Genomic DNA, 19,123 nt, shown 5'->3' with positions numbered 1-19,123 from the left:
GCACCCTGCGCCCGCACCCGACCCCGGCTCTCGGACGACGCGGGGTCGGGGCAGATCGTCGCGACTGTCGGCGGCCTCAGGTCGCGGGCGTGTTCGCGTCCAGCCAGGTCAGGCCGGCGAACCCGAACTCCGCACACGCCTGACGCAGTGACGCGACCGGCCAGAGCCGCTCGGCCCGGACGAACAGCCAGCCGTCGGCCTGGCGCAGCGTCAGCAACGGCATGACGCCGCCCGAAGGCTCGGCGTCGAGGGGAATCTCGACCCGGGCGCCCGCGTAGGTCGTCACCGCCACGGTGCCGCCCCAGGCCAGCGGCGCCGGTGTGCCGCCCAGCCCGAAGACCAGCACCGTGTCGAGGTCGCGCACCTGGCGCAGGTCGAGGGTGAGCGTCTCGTACTGCGCCCGCGTCACCGCGGCGACCGGCCGGGCGCTGCCTGCGGGCGCGTGCGCCGGGGTGCCGCGCTGCGGGTCGCGACGCAGTACGCCGGTGTCGCCGTCCTTCAGCCGCCAGGCGGCGCCGAGTTGGAGGTCGCCCACCGCCGGTGAGCACATCGCCTCGATGGTCAGCGAACCGATCGCGGACTGGAGCCGGCTCAGACGCACGAACCGGTCGCCGGCGCGCACCACGACACGCTCGGTGACGCCGCGCACCGGCCCGGGCCCGGGCGGGGGTGCTGGGGTCGACGGTGGTGGCGGCGTCGGCTCGTCGTCCGAAGCGGGCGCCGAGAGATCCAGGCTGGTCGCCCTGCCGGCAGACGGCTCTGAGGACGGGGCGTCGGCCGGCTCGGACGAGGAGAGATCGAGCGACGACGAGACCGTGGCGGACGGCGGCGCGGGTGCGGGGTCGCTGGCGGTCGAGAGATCCAAGGACGACACGGGCGCTGCCGCAGGTGGTGGGGCGGGCTCGCCCGGCGGCGCGCTGGGCGACGAGAGATCCAGCGAGGAGGAGGCCGCGGGGCTGGGCTGCGCCGGTGGGGCCGCCGGCGCAGGATCCGGCACGGGTGTCGGCCGGCGGCGCGAGCGGGTGAGTAGGAAGGGCAGGTCGGTGCGGCGGGGTGCCGAGCCGGGGGAGGAGAACGGTGGCCGGCTCATAGCGGGACGCCGAAGTCCTTCGCCAGGTCGATGATGCCGCCCGCGTAGCCGTCGGCGATGACCTTGAACTTCCAGCCACCCTGGTGCCGGTACGCCTCCGCGAGCACGGCCGCGGTGATGAGACCCCAGCCGGTGGCGAGGTTCTCCGAGCGCACGAGCTCCTGCCCGTCGGCGCCGTTGACCGCGCGCACGGTGCAGCCCTTGAGCTGGGCGAGCGTGCGCCGTGCCCCGATGGCCTGGTTGACGTAGGCGACGACGACGACGCGTTCGACGGAGGCCGGCACGCGGGAGAGGCGGATCTCGACCTGCTCGGAGTCGTCCCCCATCACGTCGTCGACCTCGGTGACGGAGTGCTCGCCCGCCGAGAGCTGGTTGAAGAACACGGCGTCGTCGCCCGAGGTGACCCGGCTGCCGGCATCGCACAGCAGCGCCATCATCACCGTGTCGTCGAGCACCGAGCGCTCGGCGCCGGCGTCGAAGCGGACGCCGATCACCAGGCGGTCGAGACCGGGCACCTCGCGGGTCAGCGCGGCGTTGGCGCCACGCGGCAGGACGGCGGCCATCAGAGGTCGAGGTCCGAGCGCGAGAACTTGGTGGTGAGGAAGGCGCCCTGGGTCATCAGCGCGTCGACGTCGTGGTTCTGGGCGGCGAGCAGGGTCTCGCGGGCGGCTTGCTGCATCGCGGAGAGCGACTCCTCCAAAGCGGTGACGGGGGTACGACCCGACGGGCGCGCCTCGTGGCGCGCGGTGGCCGGGATCTTGCGGAAGGCGGCGATGGTGTCGGGCAGGTACTCCGAGAGCGTGCGGCGCACGGTGATCGCCGCGTGGATGTCGAGCGCGCGGGTGTCGGAGAGGTCGATCACCTCGGTGAGCAGGTCGACCAGGTGCAGCGCCTGCACGCACGAGTACGTCGGCAGCTCACCCGAGGCCCGGTTGATCGTGGTGACGGCCTCGGAGGCGTGCCGCCGCAAGCGATCGGGCTTGTCCTCGGCGTCCGGCTGCCCGGCCAGGCTCGGCGCGGGCTCCGGCGTGGAGCGACGAAACAGCGCCACCGACGTCGTCCCTCCTCTTCTGTGTTGCTCGTGTGCTGCTCGTGTGCGGGTCGGGCGGGGCGTCAGCCGCGCTGCTCGTTGGCGCGCACCCGCTCCAGGTACGGCTTGGCACGCTCCATCTGGGTCTCGAGGGCCTGGATCGTCTCGCCCATCGAGCCGACGGCCTGGGCGCGGAAGGTGTCGATGGCGTCCATGGTCTCGAAGACGTTGGTGAACGCCTGCTCGAGCTTGGCCACGTCGATCGTGGTCGACGCGGCCTGCTGGTTGATCTGGGCGCCCTGCACCTTCAGCTGCTCCGAGGTCGCGGCGATCATGTCGCCGGTCGTCTGGTTGAGCGCGTTGATCTGGTCGAGCACGAGCTTTTGGCGCGAGAGGGCCTGCGACACGATGACCGCGGTGCGCAGGGCCGCGACCGTGGTGGTCTGGGCGCGGTCGACGCCCTTGATGAGCTCGAGGTTGTTGCGGCGCACGAGGTCGAGCGCCATGTAGCCCTGCACGGCCACGGTCATCTGGGTCATGATGTCCTGCATCCGCTGGCGCACGGGGAACAGCCCGTCGGACTTCAAGGTGTTGGCGTCCTCGGAGCGTCCGGAGGCCTCGAGCTCGGCGACCTTCTGCTCGATCGCGGCGTCGAGGGCCTGGGCCAGCTCCTTGTACTCGCCGAGCTTGCCCATCATGGCCCAGAGATTGGCCTTCTCGGTCTCGATGGCGGCATTGTCCTTGCGCAGCTCGTCCTGCCCGGAGTCGAGCGCCTTGATGATCGCGTTGAGCTGGGTCTGCGCCGACTGGTACTTCGCGAAGTAGCGGTCGATGGCCGAGCCGCCCGGGATGAACTTGAGGATCTTCTTCGCACCCGTCAGGTCGGCCCGGTTCGGGTCGAGCTCGGTGACGGTGATGCGCAGGTCGGTGAGCGTCTTGCTGACCCGGGTCTGGGCGTCGCCGCCACCGTTCTTGCCCATCGCGGCCGCGGGTCGGTCGAGCATCCGGTTGGAGACGGCGGCCGAAGCGCGCATCTCCTGGTCGCCCATGGTGGTGATCTGGGCGACCTTCTGGCTGAACGCCGGCGACTTGGTGTCGATGGAGACGAGCTCGTTCGCGAAGGCGGCCGCCTTCTGCTCCAGGGCCGACTTCACGCCGGTGTCGACCGGAACCGCACCGGCCGCCTGCGCCGGCTCGATGACCTGCACCTTCTCCGGCGGGGCCAGCACGAGCCCGCCGCTCGAGGGGGCTGCCGGGGTGGCGGGCTGGGTGGCACCCGATCCGAGGTCGAGGTCGCTCATGGGGATCTCCCTTGTCGAGAAGGTGGTCGCGTCGCGAGGTTAGCGCGGGGCGTTCGTGTTGCAGGTTAAGGGTGGCGGGGGCCGCCGCGCGAGGCATCGGCGAGGACGGCGAGCACCGACTCCGCGGCCACGGCGCCGGGTGGGCCGGGGGCCTGGAGGGGCCAGGGGCCCTCGGCCGGTGGGGTGAGGTGGGCGAGCTCGCCGTGCGGGGGGCGTACGGCGACCTCGGCCTCGAGCAGCAGCGGCAGGTCGAGCAGGCTGTCGCCGGCGGCGAGCAGGGGCAGCCCGTGGCGGTCGGCGAGATGACGGGCCGCGGCGGCCTTCGTGACCTGCGAGGGCACCAGGTAGACCTTGCGACCCTGCACCGAGACCGTCAGTCGGCGGGGCGCGGCCCAGGCGCTCGTCTGCGCCACCCACGCCTCGCTGATCCCGTCGCGGTCGTGGGCGACCAGGTAGGCGAAGACGTCCTCGGCCACCGAGACCGTCTTGACCCAGCCCTCGTCGAGGTGCCGACGCAGGTAGGTGGCCGACTCCTGCGCAGACCCTGCCCCGGCCAGCGCGTCGGCGACCAGTGTCGTCCACTCCTCGTCGGGACGCCCGTCGGTGAGGACGACGGCGCCGTTCGTGCAGATGGCGTGCTGCGGGGTCTGCGGGAGCCGCACCCGGGAGTACTGGGCGACCGTCCGGGTCGTGCACGGCACCACCATCGAGGTGCGCATCAACGCCTCGAGCCGCTCGTGGGCGGCGCGGGTCATGAGCGACTGGGGTGACCCGTCGTAGTCCTCGACCCACACGTGCTCCGGCGCGTCGGCCGAGTCGGGGTCGAAGCGGGCGCTGCGCCGGCTGTAGATGAGGGTCTGGTCGAGGTCGACGGCGACCAGGGCCGCAGGTGACGGGCTCACGTGACCGGCCTGATCAGCCCGATCACGGCGTACGGCAGGTCGCTCACCTCGACGACCGGCACGCCCCGGGCCTGCGCCAACGACTCGATGTGCGCAATGGACGCATCGCCGCGCAGGCCGGCGCGCACCAGGATCTGCCACGGCACCCGGCGCAGCAGAACGCGCGTGGTCTCGCCCACCCCCGGCTTGACCAGGTTGAGGTTGTCGATGCCGACCTCGGCGGCCACCTTCTCCACCGCGGCCCAGCCGCGCCAGGTCGGCTCGGCCGGGGTGAACGGTGTGGGGCGCGAGGCTGGTCGCACGTCGGCGAAGGCGTCGGTGACCCGGTCGACGAACTCGTTGGACCGGTCGGCGTGCGCGAGGTGGGAGTAGAACTTCGCGCCGTGGAACTGCCCGGGGCCGATCAGGTCGGCGCGGTACACGGTGCGAGAGACCAGCCCCGACACCGTGCTGTTGAGGCAGGCCGACGGGATGAGGAAGTCCTCGAGGGTGCCGTGCAGCGGCGTGCAGTCGCCCGGGTCGGCCAGCACGGCGAGCGTGGAGTCGAGCGCGCCGGCTCCGGGATGCGACGCGCGGTAGGCGTCCACGGCGGCGTCGAGCTCGCGCACGATCGCGCCCTTGCCGGTCCAGCCGTCGACGAACTGCAGGCGCTGCGCCGGGTAGCGCTCCAGCAGCCAGTCGAGGGCGACGGTGTCGATGCCACCGCCGCGCACGATCGACACGGTGTGGTGCGGGGCGTCTCGACCCTGCCGGGCGTACCAGCGTCGCAGCAGCACGCCGACCGGGGTGCCTGCGCGGGCGAGCGAGACCAGCACCGGGGCCTCGCCGTGGGTGGTGTGCCGTCCGTCGAGCCGGCCCGCCAGCGCAGCCACCGCCTTCGCGACCTGCGCCACGTTCTGTGCGAGGGCCTCGTCGTAGAGCCGCAGATAGGCCTCGTCGGGCTCGTACTCCACGGGCAGCATCTCGAAGTAGTGCCGCCCGCCCTGGATGAGCTCCTCGCGGTCCTCGGTCGAGACCTCGAGGTCGACGTCGGAGAGGTCGGTCAGCAGCCACGAGACGTCGTGGGGCGGGTAGGAGCCGAAGTCGACGGCCGGCTCGGCGCCGAGCGGCACCACGTGCACGGCGTGGCTCGCGTACGGCGCCAGTTGCTCGGCCAGCGGCCGGGCCGCGGAGGCGAGCGTGTCGGTGACGACCACGATGTCGGTGTAGGGCGCGCCCCCCTTCGGATCCCACTCCAGCGGCGCCACGTTGTGCAGCAGCGAGTCGCGGTCGGGCTCGTCGGGCGCCGGGAACCGCAGGGTGCGCCGGATGGCGTAGCCGGGCTCGTCGCTGGCCAGCACGGGGGAGCGCGTCGTCGACTGCACCACGACCGTGCCGCCGTCCGGCGCGACCGACCGGTCGAGGGCGTCGGCCACCAGCGCGGGCGCGTACATCAGCTCCTCGGTGCCGACGACCAGCACGCGAGGGGTGGCTTCCAGGCCGTCGCGCAGTCGGACGGCGACCTCGGCCGCCGCGGTCAGCGCCGCCTCGCGGTCGGCGGGCTCGAACCCGTGCCGGCCCGACGAGGAGACCCCACTCGGCCAGGGAGCCTGCACCCGGAGGGCAGCCGGTGGCACGTCGGGGGCGAAGGCAGGGGCCACGACCCGCTCGCGCAGCGCCGCCGCACGCGCCACCGCGTCGGCGGGGAACGTCATGGACCCGGCCACCAGCGATGCCACTCCCACGGTCACACCCATCGACGCGGCGCGCGCGTCGAAGGCGGCACGGGTGGCGTCGTCACGCAGGTCGAGCAGGGCGGCCACGACGTACCGCTCGCGCGGGGCGACGCTCTGGAGGGCCTCGATGGTGTTGAGGGCCGTGGTGCCGGTGGTGAGCTCGTCGTCGACGAGCACCACCGGGCGGTCGTCGGCGAAGAGGTCCGCGGGCGGCTGGAGCAGGTGCCCGACCGCGTGGCTGTGCTCCTCCTCGAAGCCGGCGAACACCGGCCGTGCCGGGTCCGGACGCCGGGTCGTGTGCACGTACCGGGCCGCCGCGAAGCCGTCGGCGACCACGTGGCCCAGGGCGGTCGCGGTCTCGCAGAACCCGAGCACGACCACCTCGCCGGCGCCGGGGTGCGCCGCCGCATCGGCGACCGCCTCGGGCTCGAGCCCGGACAACCAGGCCCGCGCCGTGGCGGGCGCGGTGGGAGTGAGGTTCTCGCCGAGGGCGAGCCGCGTCTGCTCGGCGAGCAGCAGGCCCGAGGCGCGCACAGCGCTGGCGCGCACCGGCACGTGCTTGCCGAGGATGCGCGAGACGATCAGCTGCGCCCGCTTGGGGTTGTCGCGGATCGCCAGGCCCGTGAGGTCGTCGAGGTCGAGGGCGTAGGGGTTGCGGCGCACCTGCCAGGTCGGCTCGAGCAACGCGCCGACGACGCGGCCGTGACGCAGGTCCAAAGCCGCGTCCGGAGCCGCGCGAGGTGACGGAGGACGGATCACCGGACGACCTGGCCCAGTCCGGCCGAGCCCGTGCGATACAGCCGGTCGCTCACCTCGCGGCCGGCGTCGAGCAGGTCGAGCAGCTTGTCGGGGTGCGAGAGGACGCCGTACACGGCCGCCCGCTCGAGCACCTGCCGCGCCCAGAGCGCGTGCGGCCCGGCCTCGTTCATCCGGGTGCCGGCGACCGACCTGGACGCCCCGCCCCGATCAGCGGCGGCCGCGACGGCCAGGGCGTCGTCGTACTCCTCTCGCGCCACGGTCGACAGCGCGTTGACCACGCCGACGTGGGCGGGGTGGATGACGGTCTTGCCGGTCAGCCCGTTGGCGCGGTCGAGCGACACCTCGCGCATGAGGCCGTCGGCCTCCTCACTCAGCAGCTGCGTGCGCAGCCGCGGCAGGCCCGCACGCTCGAAGGGTGTCTGGCGCAGCTGGGGCTTGAAGAGGCGTTCGGGACCCGCGAGGTGCTCCCAGACCGGCCCGGAGACGGCGTAGTCGCCGTGTCGGGCGAAGACGTTGATCGCCTCGGCGAGCATGCCGCGCACCACCGCGACGTCCCAGATGGTGGTGTCGGCGGCACGCCGGATGCCGTAGAGGCCGCAGAGGTCGGTGCCGCCCACGCGCACGGAGAGCACGATGTCGCGGTGGGCGTCGGTCAGCGCCCGGATGCCCAGCAGGTGACGACGGCGGGTCTCCTGCCAGGCCAGGTCGGGGTGCTCGAGCACGGGCATGCCGAAGAGGCGCAGTCCCGTGCGCTCGCGCAGCGCCGCCAACGTGTCGAGGCAGCGACCGCCGGTGCGATCGGGGGCGAACTTGGGCAGCACGAACCCCGTGAGGTGGGCGGCCGCCTCGCCCGCCCCCTCGACGATGCGCTCCATCTGCTCGGGTGTGCGCACACGCACGAACAGCAGGGGTGCCTGGGCGAGGCCCCCCGTGACTCGGCCGTGCAGCTCGCCCAGCTGCCGCACGACGTTGGCCTCGGCGGTGGATACGTCGTCGTGGGCGATGGAGTCCTCGAGGCACCAGACGTGACTGGTCGCCCCGATGCGCGCCGCGCGCTCGGCGTCGTCGGCGAGGCCGAGCCGGGTGCCGGGGGAGTAGAGCGTCGCCCCGAGGGCCAGCGCGAGCGTGCCCGCGTCGCTCGCGCCGTCGAAGCGGCACGGCTCGACCGCGAAGACGTCGCGGTCCTGCGCCGGGGAGAGGAACGGGAAGTGGCGCACGGGTGGCCCTCAGGCGAGCCCGGCCACGGCGGGGTGGCCGGGCGGGTAGTAGGCGCGCACCCAGGAGGGGAACTCGGAGAGGATGCGCTCGTAGAGGTCTGCGTCGGCGACCCGGTCGATGTCGTCGAGGGCGAAGAAGCCGGTGTTGTCGACGCGGCGCCCGCCGAGGTCGTCGAGTCTCTCGAGCACCCCGTAGTTCGAACGGCCCAGACCGACGAACTGCCAGAAGGCGGGCACCTCGACCGCGTCGCGCACCGCTCGTTCGGTACCGCGGTTGTCGGTGACGCCGCCGTCGTGGAACCACAGCACGAGCGTCGGGACGTCGGCGTCCTGCCCGCGCAGGTAGCCCGAGACCTCCTCGAAGGCCGCCGCCTCGTGGTTGCCGTAGCCGGCCTGCTTGGGGCGCTTGGCCGTGTACCGCGCCAGCCACGCGGGGAGATCGCCGACCTGGAGGTCGTCGACGCGCACGGTCTTGGAGCCCATGAGGAACATCTGCATCTCGGCGTCGTCGTCGACCGCGGCGGCGATCGCCATGATCCGCTCGACGGCTCGGGTGAAGACGCCCCTCTTGTAGAGGCCGGTGGTCGATCCGGAGGTGTCGAGGACGCCGATGATCCGAGCGCGCAGACCGGATGCGCCGCGCTTGGCCAGGGAGACCTTGACCAGATCCCGGCGCTCGGTGAGCTTCTTGCGCAGGTCGATCGGCAGCCGCTCCTCGCCCTTGATGAGCGAGATGGGGGCGGGCGTCTGGGTGGGTGGCGGCTCCGGCGCGGCGGTGGGAGCGGTGGGGGCTGCCGGCGGCTCCGGAGCCGCCTCGTCGGCGACGTCGACACCGAAGTCGCGGGCCAGCCCGGCGAGCCCGTCGTCGTACCCCGCGCCGACCGCCCGCAGCTTCCACGCCCCGTTGCGCAGGTACACCTCGACCAGCACGACGGCGGTCTGGGTGGTGAGTCCGCTCGGAGTGAAGGAGTACTGGGCCGGCCCGTCGGTGATGGTGACGGTGCCCAACGGGCGGCCCGGCTGGTCGACCGACGCCACCAATGCGACCCGCTCGGCACCCGAGCGCAACTCGTCGGTCGCCACGTGCAGCGTGGCTGCGTCCAGCCTCACGCCCGCGCCGTTCGGGGCGTTGTAGAACACCATGTCGGCGTCGCCGGAGACCTGGCCGTCGGCCGAGAGCACCAACGCGATGAGGTCGACCGACGCGTCGGTGGAGATCGTCAGGCGATCGGATCCGAGGGGGACGTTCTGGCCCGGTGCGAGCGTGTCGGCCATCGGGCTACTTGCGCCCCGCGGTCCAGTTCAGACCCCAGCCGAACGACTCGTCGAGGTCACGGTGGCCACGCACGTAGCGCATGGTGCGTTCGACCGACAGCGCGCCGTCGGTGTGGGTGAGCAGGGCGACGCCGCACATCGTCAGACCCGAGGGCTCGTCGAGGCGCACCTCGATCGGCGCGGCGCCCTGCGGGTACAGGGTCACGGTGCCCTGCGCCTTGTCCCACGCCGGCGCGCCCTCGTAGATGTAGGCGAACACGACGATGCGCTTGATCCGGTCGAGGTGGTCGAGGTTGACCACGAGGTTCTCCCCCGCGGTGTTGGTGCCGGAGCGGTCGTCGCCGTCCAACTGCACGTACGGCGGCGCGTCCAGGGCCCCGAAGGCCCGGCCCAGCGCCTGGACGACGCCCTTGGACCCGTCGGTGAGCTCGAAGAGGCAGCCGAGGTCGAGATCGACCCCCTGGCTCCGCTTGAAGAACCCGCCGCTGGAGCGCTGGTCCCAGTTGAGGTTGACCCGCATCCGCCCCGACGCCCCGGACTGCTTGGCCAGACTGACCTGAGGGCTGGACTTGGTGAGAGTGACCTTCGAGAGGTTCACGCCGTCGGACATCTGCTCCTGCTCCGTTCCTGGAAGAGGCGGTGGGTGCGTGGCGCCGGGCCGAGGCGTCGGTGGGCCTCAGCCCACGTTCACGCCGTAGTCGGTCGCGATGCCGTGCAGTCCGGACGCATACCCCTGACCCACCGCGCGAAACTTCCAATCCGCGCCGTTGCGGTAGACCTCGCCGAAGATCATGGCCGTCTCCGTCGAGGCGTCCTCGGAGAGGTCGTAGCGGGCCAGCTCCTGCTCGTTCGAGTCGTTGACGACGCGGATGAACGCGTTGCGGATCTGCCCGAACGACTGACTGCGCGCCTGGGCGTCGTGGATCGAGACCGGGAAGACGATCTTGTCGATCTCGGCGGGCACGGTGGCCAGCGCCACCTTGATCTGCTCGTCGTCGCCCTCGCCGTCGCCGGTGAGGTTGTCGCCCTGGTGCACGGTCGAGCCGTCGGGCGAGGTCAGGTTGTTGTAGAACACGAAGTGACTGTCGGAGGCCACCTTGCCGGCGCTCGTGCACAGCAGCGCGGAGGCATCGAGGTCGAACGCGGCGCCCGTGGTGGTGCGCGCGTCCCATCCGAGTCCGATGGTGACGGCGTCGAGCCTGCCGCCCGCCTCCTTGGTCAGGCTGACGTTGCCGCCCTTGCTGAGTGAGACGCCCATTGCGTTCCATCTCCCCTTCGAATGATCGAGTCCCGAGGGGCGACCCCCGGCTGGTCGTGAGAGCCCATAGTGCCGCATCGACCCAGGCGCCGACGGTCGTTCGATCCGACCCCGCCGTCGGCTAGGGTCGGTGATCCGTTCCACCGACCAGATGGCCGAGCAGAAGAAGAGGTCGACGATGACTGTTTCGCTGAGCAAGGGACAGACGGTCTCCCTGAAGAAGGAGTCCGGCGGCACGCTGACCCACGTCCGCATGGGCCTGGGGTGGGACGCCGTGAAGAAGAAGGGCTTCTTTGGCGGCTCCAAGAGTCAGTCCATCGACCTCGACGCCTCGGCCGTGCTCTACGACGCCGGCGGCGCCGTGCTCGACCAGGTGTGGTTCCGGCAGCTGAAGAGCAAGGACGGCTCGGTGCAGCACACCGGCGACAACCGCACCGGCGCCGGTGAGGGCGACGACGAGTCGATCGTGGTCTACCTCGACCGTCTGCACCCCGACGTGGCCACCATCGTCTTCCTCGTGAACTCCTTCACCGGTCAGGACTTCAGCCAGATCGAGAACGCCTTCTGCCGTCTGGTCGACGAGACCAACGGCCAGGAGATCGCTCGCTACGAGCTCTCCAGCATGGGCAACCACACCGCCCAGGTGATGGCCAAGGTGGCCCGCGACGGCGCGGGGTGGTCGATGACCGCCATCGGCGCCACCGCGCACGGGCGCACCTTCAAGGATCTGCTGCCCGCGGTCCAGCCGCACGTCTGATCCCGCGAGGGGCGTCGTCGCGTCAGCCGCGCGCCCCGGCCTGCAGCTTGCGCCAGACGCCGGCGTTGACGACGCCGTCGGCCGGGATGCCGACCCGCTTCTGCCAGGCCTTGACGGCGGGGTCGACGCCCGGGCCGTAGACCCCGGTGTTCCAGAGCTTGGTCCCCGGTGCCGCGGCGTTGAGCGCGCGCTGGAGACGGCGCACCTGCTCACCCGACGAGCCGTACTTCACGACGTTCTTGGGCCCGGCGGCGAGCAGTGACATCCAGTTCGCGCGCGACCACTTCCTGCGCTGCGCGAAGCCGTGGTCGCCCTGCCACTGCTGAGTGGCCTTGAGCACCTCGCCGCCGTAGCGGCCGGTGAAGGTGCCGTCGAAGTAGCCCTTGCGCTTGAGCAGGCACTGGAGCGCTTTGACCTGACCGGGGTCGGGCTTGACCGTGTCGCCGGACTTGTTGGTGTACGCCGGGCGCAGCGGGCCGTAGTCGGGCAGGCTCACGGTGATGCCGTCGCAGAAACCCTGCTCGGCCCGTGCGGTGGTGCCCTTGCCGAGGTCGAGGAAGTTGCTGTCGATGTTGATCGTCTTGCTGCCCCACTTCTCGTCGTGGCCGCCGCGGTACTGCTTCATGCGGCCACCCGGACGCCACCCGTCGTCACGGATGTAGTCGGTGGAGGTGTTGGCCTGGCCGTCCCAGCGCGCGATCCAGATGCGGTCGGGCAGCGTGAAGCGGGCGGGCCGGTTGACGCGGGCGTCGTCGAGGGCCTTCAGGCCCGACCCGGCCGAGGAGTAGACCCCCGAGACGTAGCCCAGGCTGCGCACCCGTTGGGTCCAGCCGGAGAGGAACGACAGCGCGGACTCGCGGCACCTGGTGTTGGAGACGTCGAATCCCTCGAGGTCGTACCAGAGGGTGCTCTGCTCGGCGATGCCCAGCGCACCCGCCGCCTCGACCGACGACGACGCCTGGCGGCGTCCCATCTTCAGGGCGCGGGAGTAGCTGCCGTCCTTGCCCGGCTTGGGGCTGATCGTGGGGTCGTCGCCGTAGCGCGGGAACATCGGCTGGCAGGACGCCTGCGGGCCGAGCGTGATGGGGAGCAGCCGCCACCCGGCCTTCGCCTGCTTGGCCACCCATTCCTTGTCGAGGTAGGTCTGGTTGCGGCACCCGCGCGAGGCGCCCGCGATGTAGATGCCGGCGGCGGAGTACGGCGACATCCGCCACCAGACGTTCATCGTCTCCTGGCTCGGCGCCTGGCACTGGTCGAAGCCGTACCCGGTGAAGTTGCCCGGCGTGACGACGACGCCGTTGCGGAGCGTGGGGCTGCGCCGCGCGTCCTTCGTCGCTACCGAGGCCGGGGCAGCGTCGGCGGGGGTCGTCGCCGGCAGTACGCCGAGGCCGAGCGCGAGGCCGGCCGTCGTGATCGCCAGTCGGCGCAGGCGGGGAGAGCGGGTCATGCGGATCTACTCCAGGGGGTGGGCCGCGCCCGGCGGGGTGTTCGGGCAGGGTCGTCGGGAGGGGGGAAGCGCAAGCACGATAACCACAGGAGTCACATGAGTAACAGGCGTTCACTGGAACTACAGATGTGTAGTTCGTAAGGGGGGCTGACGTTTGATCCCAATCGAGCCCATGTGACCGGTACACCAGTGCAGTTATCGACCAATCCACCGTAAAGAAACCGGCCCGCCGCACCAGGGTGCGACGGGCCGGCAGACGGGCCGGGAGACGGGCCGGGAGACGGGCCGGGAGACGGGCCGCAGGGGCGAGTCAGGCGACCGGTTCGACGGCGATCCGGCGCACGTTGCGCCGCGAGGCCACGAGGGTGGTGACCGCGACGACGAAGGCGATCGTGCCGAACGCTGCCGAGGTGAGGAAGCCGGCCGGGGCGCCGGGCAGGAACTGCCCCGGTACCGCGCCGGCGGCGTACACCGACACGACGACCGCGACGCCGACGGCCGCGCCGAGCTGCTGGGTGGTCTGCAGCAGGCCGGAGGCCGAACCGGCGTGCTCGGGCTCCACGTCGGCCAGCGCGATGCCGGTGATCGGCATGAACACCAGGCCGGCGGAGAGGCCGTTGAGGAGCAGCGGCACGAAGACCATCGGCCAGTACCCGTCGCCGGCGCTGTAGCCGGCCAGCAGCAAGAAGCCGACGCTCAGCCCCAGGGCGCCGAGCGTCACGAGCGGCGCCGGACCGAACCGTGCCACGAGCCGGGGCGTGAAGCGCGACATCGTGAAGATGCCCAGCGAGAGCGGCAGGAACGCCACGCCCGTGGCGAGCGGCCCGAAGCCGAGCTCACGCTGCATCAGCTGGACGACGAGGAAGAACAGGGAGAACTGGGCCGAGGCCACCAGGGCCATCATCACCAGCGCCCCGACACGGCGTGGGTTGCGTACCAGGTGCGGCTGCACCATCGGGTGGGCCACGTGGGTCTCGGTGCGGGCGAAAGCTGCCAGCAGCAGCAGGCCGACGACGAAGCCGCCGACCGTGCGTGGCGAGGTCCAGCCGTGGTCGGGTGCGCCGACCAGTGACCACACCAGGGCCACGGCCCCGCCGGTCGCGGTGAGGGCGCCGACCACGTCGAACCGTCCCGGGCGCCGGGCGGTGTCGGTGACGAACATCGGCGCGAGGGCGAGCACCGCCAGGCCGATGGGCACGTTGATGAACAGCGTCCAGCGCCACGAGCCGAGGTCGGTGACGACGCCACCGAGCAGCAGACCGAGCGAGGCGCCGCCGGAGGAGACGGCCGCGAACAAGGCCAGCGCCCGGTTGCGTGCGGCCTCGTCGGGGGCGCTGGTGGTGAGCAGTGCCAGCACGCTCGGGGCAGCGAGCGCGGCGCCGACGCCTTGGGCGGCCCGGGCGGCGATCAGCCACTCGGGGGTCTGGGCGAGGCCGCCGAGCAAGGAGGCTGCGGTGAAGGTGGCCAGCCCGATCTCGAAGAGCCGGAGCCGACCGAACACATCGCCCAGCCGTCCGCCGAGCAGCAGCAGGCCGCCGAAGGCGAGCGTGTAGGCGGTGAGCACCCACGAGAGTGAGGCGGGGGTGAAGGAGAGGGCGGAGCCGATGTGCGGCAGGGCGACGTTCACGACGGTGGCGTCGAGCACGAGCATCAGCTGCGCCATGAGCACGATGAGGATGCCGGTCGCGGCGCGCCCGGCGTTCGCGGGCAGGTCGGTGGGCAGGTCGGTGGGCAGGTCGGTGGGCAGGTCGGGGGAGGTGAGAGCGGCGCGGGTGGTCGCGGTCTGGGACATGTGTCGAGGGTCCTTCTCTGGCCGGGTCGGCCGACGTAGACTGCGACCGGAGAGTTCCTCCGGTTGCGTCATCGACGATACGGAGACACTCTCCGGATAGCAAGTACGAACGTGGAATCTGCTCGCCTGGAGGTGTGTGATGCGCGCCGATGCGCAGCGCAATCGGGACCGGATCGTCGAGGTCGCGCGTGAGGTGTTCCGCGAGCAGGGCTACGACGCCTCCCTCGATCTCGTGGCCAAGCAGGCCGGCGTGGGCGCCGGCACCCTCTACCGGCACTTCCCCACCCGCGACACCCTGGTCGACGCGATCATGCAGAGCTGGGTCGACCGCGTGCAGGAGGCGGCCGAGAAGTCCCGGGCGCACGAGGGCGAGGACCGGGAGCGACTGCTGGACTGGTTCGAGCGCTACGTCGCGCTGATCAGTCTCCACAAGGGCGGCCCGGCCAAGATCACCTCCGCGATGGGCGTGGAGGGATCGCCCATCGCCACCAAGTGCCAGGTTCTCAAGAACGCCAGCGCCGAGGTGCTCGGCGTCCTCGAGGAGCGAGGCGCCCTGCGACCCGACGTCGACACCGTGCAGGTCTGCCGCCTCGTCGGCGGCGTGGCCACCATCGCCGACCAGAGCGACGTCGACCCCGCCGCCGTGCACTCGATGCTCGAGGTCATCGCCGACGGTCTGCTGGTCCGCTAGCCACCGGTCGGGCACGCGTTGCGGCCCCGATAGCATCGGGGGCGTGGCAGACGCTCCCGCGAAGACCTCGTCCGGCAAGTCCTCCAGCCTGGACACCGTGGCGCTGGCCGCCACCGACCCCGGGCGCGACCAGCCGTGGGCAGATCTGGGTCTCAAGGCCGACGAGTACGCACGCATCCGCGAGATCCTCGGCCGCCGGCCCACGTCGTCCGAGCTCGCGATGTACTCGGTGATGTGGAGCGAGCACTGCTCCTACAAGTCCTCTAAGGTGCACCTGCGCCAGTTCGGCGAGCTGCCGCAGGAGACCCCGGTCGGCACGATGCTCGCCGGCATCGGCGAGAACGCCGGCGTCATCGACGTCGGCCAGGGCTACGCGGTGACCTTCAAGGTCGAGTCGCACAACCACCCGAGCTACGTGGAGCCCTACCAGGGCGCCGCGACCGGTGTCGGTGGCATCGTGCGCGACATCCTCGCGATGGGCGCGCGCCCCGTGGCCGTGATGGACCCGCTGCGGTTCGGTCCGCTCGACGCGCCCGACACCCACCGGGTGTTGCCGGGCATCGTGGCCGGCGTCGGCGGCTACGGCAACTGCCTCGGCCTGCCCAACATCGGTGGCGAGGCCGTCTTCGACTCCACCTACCTCGGCAATCCGCTGGTCAACGCGCTGTGCGTGGGCGTGCTGCGTCACGAGGATCTGCACCTGGCCAAGGCCAGCGGCGTGGGCAACCAGGTGATCCTCTACGGCGCTCGCACCGGCGGCGACGGCATCGGCGGTGTCTCGGTGCTCGCCTCGGAGACCTTCGACGCAGAGGGCCCGGCCAAGCGGCCCAGCGTCCAGGTGGGCGACCCCTTCATGGAGAAGCTGCTCATCGAGTGCACGCTCGAGATCTTCGCCGCCGGCCTGGTCGCCGGCATCCAAGACCTCGGTGGTGCGGGCCTCTCGTGCGCCACGTCCGAGCTCGCCTCGGCCGGTGACGGTGGCATGCACGTCGAGCTCGACCGGGTGCCGCTGCGCGACTCCACGCTCGCTCCCGAGGAGATCCTCATGAGCGAGAGCCAGGAGCGCATGATGGCGGTCGTCGAGCCCGACGACGTCGAGGCGTTCCTCGCCATCTGCGCCAAGTGGGACGTCGAGGCGGTCGTGGTCGGCGAGGTCACCGACACCGGTCGGCTGCACATCGACTGGCACGGCGAGCGCGTCGTCGACGTGCCGCCGCGCTCGGTGGCGCACGACGGCCCGACCTATCAGCGGCCCTTCGCCCGGCCCGACTCGATGGACGTGCTCCAGGCCGACGGGGCGGAGGCGCTGCCGCGGCCGTCGTCCGGCGCCGACCTGCGCTCCACCGTGCTGCGGCTCGCGGCCTCACCGAACCTGTGCGACAAGTCCTGGATCACCGACCAGTACGACCGCTACGTGCGCGGCAACACCGTGCTCGCCCAGCCGGCCGACTCCGGCATGATCCGCATCGACGAGCAGACCAACCTCGGCGTCTCGGTGGCCACCGACTGCAACGGCCGGTTCGCGCGTCTCGACCCGTACACCGGCGCGCAGCTGGCGTTGGCCGAGAGCTACCGCAACGTCGCCACCGGTGGCGCCCGCCCGCTCGCCGTCTCCGACTGCCTCAACTTCGGCTCGCCGGAGGATCCAGCCGTCATGTGGCAGTTCGCCGAAGCCTGCCGAGGTCTCAAGGACGGCTGCGCCGAGCTCGGCATCCCCGTCACCGGCGGCAACGTGAGCCTCTACAACCAGACCGGCGAGACCGCGATCCTGCCCACGCCGGTGGTCGCGGTGCTGGGCGTGATCGACGACGTCACGCGGCGCACGCCGTCCGCCTTCACCGAGGCGGCACATCGGGTGCTGCTGCTCGGCGAGACCCGCGAGGAGCTCTCGGGCTCGGAGTGGGCGCACGTGGTGCACGGCCACCTCGGCGGTCGCCCGCCGGCGGTCTCGCTCGAGGGCGAGAGGGCGCTGGCCGAGCTGCTGCGGGAGTCCGTGGGGCTGCTCTCCAGCGCTCACGACCTCTCCGACGGCGGTCTGGCCCAGGCCCTCGTCGAGGCGTCACTGCCCGGCATGGTCGGCGCGAAGGTGTCCCTGGCCGACGTGCACGACGACCCGTTCGTCGCGCTGTTCTCCGAGTCCACCGGCCGCGTGCTCGTCACCGTGCCCGACGGCCAGCTCACGCGATTCGCCTCGCTGGCCGGGCGCCACGGGGTGCCCGTCACCACGATCGGCACGACCGGCGGCGGCGCCATCGAGGTCGACGACCTCTTCACCCTCGCCCTGCTCGAGGTGCGGTCCGCGTGGACGGCCACGCTGCCCGCCGCTCTGGCCTGAGTTCGCCCCCGCCGGTGGTTGAGCCGTGAGGAGCACTGGCGACGAGCGCGTCGAAACCCGGAGACTGTGAAGGCAACGCCGACTTTCGGCTCACCGGGTTTCGACACGGGGCTCGGCTAGCGCCTCGCCCGGCTCAACCACCGGGGCCTCCGGCTGTTCCCGGCATGATGGCCCGATGGCCGACGACCTGCGCATCACCCGCACCCTGGTGATCCCGGCCTCCGAGCTCGTCGAACGGTTCTCGCGGTCATCGGGGCCGGGAGGTCAGGGCGTCAACACCACCGACAGCCGGGTCGAGCTGTTGTGGGACGTCGATGCGTCGTCGTTGCCGGGCGTCGTCCGCACCCGGGTGCGCGAGCGGTACGCCGACCGCCTCGTCGACGGCGTCCTCGCCGTGACCGCGCAGGAACACCGCAGCCAGCTCGACAACCGACGAGCCGCCCGCGAGCGTTTGGCCGACCTGGTAAGGCAGGGGGCGATGCCCCCGCCGGCCAAGCGTCGTCCGACCAAGCCGACCCGCGGCTCGCAGCGGCGTCGACTGGACGCGAAGAAGCGGCGTGGCGAGGTGAAGCGGGGGCGTGCGGGGGACTGGTCGTGAGCGGCCCCGGTCCGACCCGGGCGGCGAGCTGTCGACCGAATCCGCCGGGGCCATCGGGTGATGACGCACCGCCACCCACCCACGATGCCAGCCGCGCCGAATGACCTCCGTGCGCCGTCGTATCCTGCTGACCCTGCCCCTCGTGGGGCCGTTCGTGTGGTGGCTGGCCGGGTGCGCCGGCCCGAAGGAGGTTCCGCCCATGCCGCAGCAGGCCACGGGCCCGAAGCGGTTCGTCTACGGCGAGGATCCCAGCCAGTACGGTGAGCTGAGCCTGCCGGGCGGCGATCCGCGCGGCGTCGCGGTCGTCGTGCACGGCGGGTTCTGGCGGGCGGCCTACGGCATCGAGTACGCCCAGCCGCTGGTGCCGAGCCTGGTCGAGCAGGGCTGGGCCACGTGGGCGATCGAGTACCGGCGCGTGGGCTCGGGCGAGGGCGCCGGCGGTGGGGTGCCGCAGACCCTCGACGACGTGGCCGCGGCCCTCGACCACCTCGCCGCCCTGCACCGCGCCGGCGACCTGCCGACCGATCCGTCGCGCGTGCCGGTGGTCGGCATCGGGCACTCCGCGGGTGGGCATCTCGTCACCTGGGCGGGTGCCGGCGGCGTGCTGACCCACGTCGTGTCGCAGGCCGGCGTGCTCGACCTCGTGGCGGGGGCGAGCCTCGGCGGAGGAGCGGTCGCCGCGTTCCTCGGCCACGAGCCGGGGCCGGGCGACGCCGACGTCGACCCGATCCGCATGGTGCCGCTCGAGGTGCCCGTGTGGTGCGTGCACGCCCAGGACGACGACGTCGTGCCCTTCGCCCAGTCGCAGGCCTACGTCGACGCCGCCACCAGTGCCGGCGCGACGGCCGAGCTCCGCCCCGTGAGGAGCGGTGGCCACTTCACCCTCATCGACCCCGACTCCGAGGCATGGTCGGCGACGCTCGAACACCTCGACACGATCACCCAGCGGACCTGAG

17 protein-coding genes are annotated in these 19,123 nt (G+C 72.1%); 5 read left to right on the top strand and 12 right to left on the bottom strand.

From position 1 onward, the window contains the following. Nucleotides 1-76 precede the first annotated feature (76 nt). The 10 genes from ISG29_RS13305 to ISG29_RS13260 form a co-directional block, all read right to left on the bottom strand. Nucleotides 77-1,090, bottom strand: coding sequence for a hypothetical protein (locus tag ISG29_RS13305; protein WP_194503926.1), 1,014 nt, complete (start codon nucleotides 1,088-1,090; stop codon nucleotides 77-79). Continuing rightward, nucleotides 1,087-1,653 (bottom strand): TerD family protein, encoded by a 567-nt coding sequence (locus ISG29_RS13300; RefSeq protein WP_194503925.1) that lies wholly within the window; start codon nucleotides 1,651-1,653, stop codon nucleotides 1,087-1,089. Before ISG29_RS13300 ends, ISG29_RS13305 begins: the two co-directional genes overlap by 4 nt. Then, on the bottom strand, nucleotides 1,653-2,141 hold the full coding sequence (locus ISG29_RS13295; protein ID WP_194503924.1) for a hypothetical protein: 489 nt from the start codon (nucleotides 2,139-2,141) through the stop codon (nucleotides 1,653-1,655). Before ISG29_RS13295 ends, ISG29_RS13300 begins: the two co-directional genes overlap by 1 nt. A gap of 62 nt (nucleotides 2,142-2,203) precedes the next feature. Continuing rightward, nucleotides 2,204-3,421 (bottom strand): toxic anion resistance protein, encoded by a 1,218-nt coding sequence (locus tag ISG29_RS13290; RefSeq protein WP_194503923.1) that lies wholly within the window; start codon nucleotides 3,419-3,421, stop codon nucleotides 2,204-2,206. A gap of 65 nt (nucleotides 3,422-3,486) precedes the next feature. Further along, nucleotides 3,487-4,323 (bottom strand): HAD family hydrolase, encoded by an 837-nt coding sequence (locus tag ISG29_RS13285; RefSeq protein WP_194503922.1) that lies wholly within the window; start codon nucleotides 4,321-4,323, stop codon nucleotides 3,487-3,489. Further along, entirely contained in the window at nucleotides 4,320-6,755 is a 2,436-nt protein-coding gene (locus ISG29_RS13280) for a phosphoribosyltransferase (RefSeq protein ID WP_207793099.1), read from the bottom strand. The genes ISG29_RS13285 and ISG29_RS13280 overlap by 4 nt, the downstream gene beginning before the upstream one ends. A 38-nt stretch (nucleotides 6,756-6,793) precedes the next feature. Beyond that, complete coding sequence (locus ISG29_RS13275) at nucleotides 6,794-8,014, bottom strand: HpcH/HpaI aldolase/citrate lyase family protein (RefSeq protein ID WP_194503921.1); 1,221 nt, start codon at nucleotides 8,012-8,014, stop codon at nucleotides 6,794-6,796. A gap of 9 nt (nucleotides 8,015-8,023) precedes the next feature. Then, nucleotides 8,024-9,289 (bottom strand): VWA domain-containing protein, encoded by a 1,266-nt coding sequence (locus tag ISG29_RS13270; RefSeq protein WP_194503920.1) that lies wholly within the window; start codon nucleotides 9,287-9,289, stop codon nucleotides 8,024-8,026. Between the two features lie 4 nt (nucleotides 9,290-9,293). Next, a complete protein-coding gene (locus tag ISG29_RS13265) occupies nucleotides 9,294-9,899 on the bottom strand; it encodes a TerD family protein (RefSeq protein WP_194503919.1) in 606 nt (201 codons plus the stop codon). Between the two features lie 66 nt (nucleotides 9,900-9,965). Next, a complete protein-coding gene (locus ISG29_RS13260) occupies nucleotides 9,966-10,547 on the bottom strand; it encodes a TerD family protein (RefSeq protein ID WP_194503918.1) in 582 nt (193 codons plus the stop codon). 130 nt (nucleotides 10,548-10,677) lie between these two features. On the opposite strand from ISG29_RS13260, the gene ISG29_RS13255 reads away from it, so the two are divergent. Continuing rightward, a complete protein-coding gene (locus ISG29_RS13255; protein WP_328829081.1) occupies nucleotides 10,678-11,304 on the top strand; it encodes a TerD family protein in 627 nt (208 codons plus the stop codon). A gap of 22 nt (nucleotides 11,305-11,326) precedes the next feature. Here the strand turns inward: ISG29_RS13255 and ISG29_RS13250 are convergent, their stop codons facing one another. Together ISG29_RS13250 and ISG29_RS13245 are read right to left on the bottom strand one after the other, a co-directional pair. Beyond that, nucleotides 11,327-12,751: a glycoside hydrolase domain-containing protein gene (locus ISG29_RS13250; protein WP_194503917.1), complete on the bottom strand. Its 1,425-nt coding sequence runs from the start codon at nucleotides 12,749-12,751 to the stop codon at nucleotides 11,327-11,329. 310 nt (nucleotides 12,752-13,061) lie between these two features. Beyond that, on the bottom strand, nucleotides 13,062-14,543 hold the full coding sequence (locus tag ISG29_RS13245) for an MFS transporter (protein WP_194503916.1): 1,482 nt from the start codon (nucleotides 14,541-14,543) through the stop codon (nucleotides 13,062-13,064). A gap of 139 nt (nucleotides 14,544-14,682) precedes the next feature. On the opposite strand from ISG29_RS13245, the gene ISG29_RS13240 reads away from it, so the two are divergent. The 4 genes from ISG29_RS13240 to ISG29_RS13225 all read left to right on the top strand — a co-directional run bounded on the left by ISG29_RS13240 (nucleotide 14,683) and on the right by ISG29_RS13225 (nucleotide 19,122). Then, a complete protein-coding gene (locus tag ISG29_RS13240; RefSeq protein ID WP_194503915.1) occupies nucleotides 14,683-15,234 on the top strand; it encodes a TetR/AcrR family transcriptional regulator in 552 nt (183 codons plus the stop codon). Between the two features lie 43 nt (nucleotides 15,235-15,277). Further along, entirely contained in the window at nucleotides 15,278-17,569 is a 2,292-nt protein-coding gene (purL, locus tag ISG29_RS13235) for a phosphoribosylformylglycinamidine synthase subunit PurL (protein ID WP_328829077.1), read from the top strand. A gap of 175 nt (nucleotides 17,570-17,744) precedes the next feature. Further along, a complete protein-coding gene (gene arfB, locus ISG29_RS13230; RefSeq protein ID WP_194503914.1) occupies nucleotides 17,745-18,167 on the top strand; it encodes an alternative ribosome rescue aminoacyl-tRNA hydrolase ArfB in 423 nt (140 codons plus the stop codon). 100 nt (nucleotides 18,168-18,267) lie between these two features. Continuing rightward, on the top strand, nucleotides 18,268-19,122 hold the full coding sequence (locus ISG29_RS13225; RefSeq protein WP_194503913.1) for an alpha/beta hydrolase: 855 nt from the start codon (nucleotides 18,268-18,270) through the stop codon (nucleotides 19,120-19,122). The last annotated feature ends 1 nt before the right edge of the window (nucleotide 19,123 follow it).

The organism is Nocardioides acrostichi, from assembly GCF_015319165.1.
Taxonomy (GTDB): domain Bacteria; phylum Actinomycetota; class Actinomycetes; order Propionibacteriales; family Nocardioidaceae; genus Nocardioides; species Nocardioides acrostichi.
This window is presented reverse-complemented; position numbering and strand designations above follow the sequence as displayed.

Coding starts and splice junctions, on each gene's coding strand:
- ISG29_RS13305 (WP_194503926.1), bottom strand. CDS start 1,090: ATGAGCCGGCCACCGTTCTCCTCCCCCGGCTCGGCACCCCGCCGCACC.
- ISG29_RS13300 (WP_194503925.1), bottom strand. CDS start 1,653: ATGGCCGCCGTCCTGCCGCGTGGCGCCAACGCCGCGCTGACCCGCGAG.
- ISG29_RS13290 (WP_194503923.1), bottom strand. CDS start 3,421: ATGAGCGACCTCGACCTCGGATCGGGTGCCACCCAGCCCGCCACCCCG.
- ISG29_RS13270 (WP_194503920.1), bottom strand. CDS start 9,289: ATGGCCGACACGCTCGCACCGGGCCAGAACGTCCCCCTCGGATCCGAT.
- ISG29_RS13265 (WP_194503919.1), bottom strand. CDS start 9,899: ATGTCCGACGGCGTGAACCTCTCGAAGGTCACTCTCACCAAGTCCAGC.
- ISG29_RS13260 (WP_194503918.1), bottom strand. CDS start 10,547: ATGGGCGTCTCACTCAGCAAGGGCGGCAACGTCAGCCTGACCAAGGAG.
- ISG29_RS13250 (WP_194503917.1), bottom strand. CDS start 12,751: ATGACCCGCTCTCCCCGCCTGCGCCGACTGGCGATCACGACGGCCGGC.
- ISG29_RS13245 (WP_194503916.1), bottom strand. CDS start 14,543: ATGTCCCAGACCGCGACCACCCGCGCCGCTCTCACCTCCCCCGACCTG.
- ISG29_RS13240 (WP_194503915.1), top strand. CDS start 14,683: ATGCGCGCCGATGCGCAGCGCAATCGGGACCGGATCGTCGAGGTCGCG.
- arfB (WP_194503914.1), top strand. CDS start 17,745: ATGGCCGACGACCTGCGCATCACCCGCACCCTGGTGATCCCGGCCTCC.
- ISG29_RS13225 (WP_194503913.1), top strand. CDS start 18,268: ATGACCTCCGTGCGCCGTCGTATCCTGCTGACCCTGCCCCTCGTGGGG.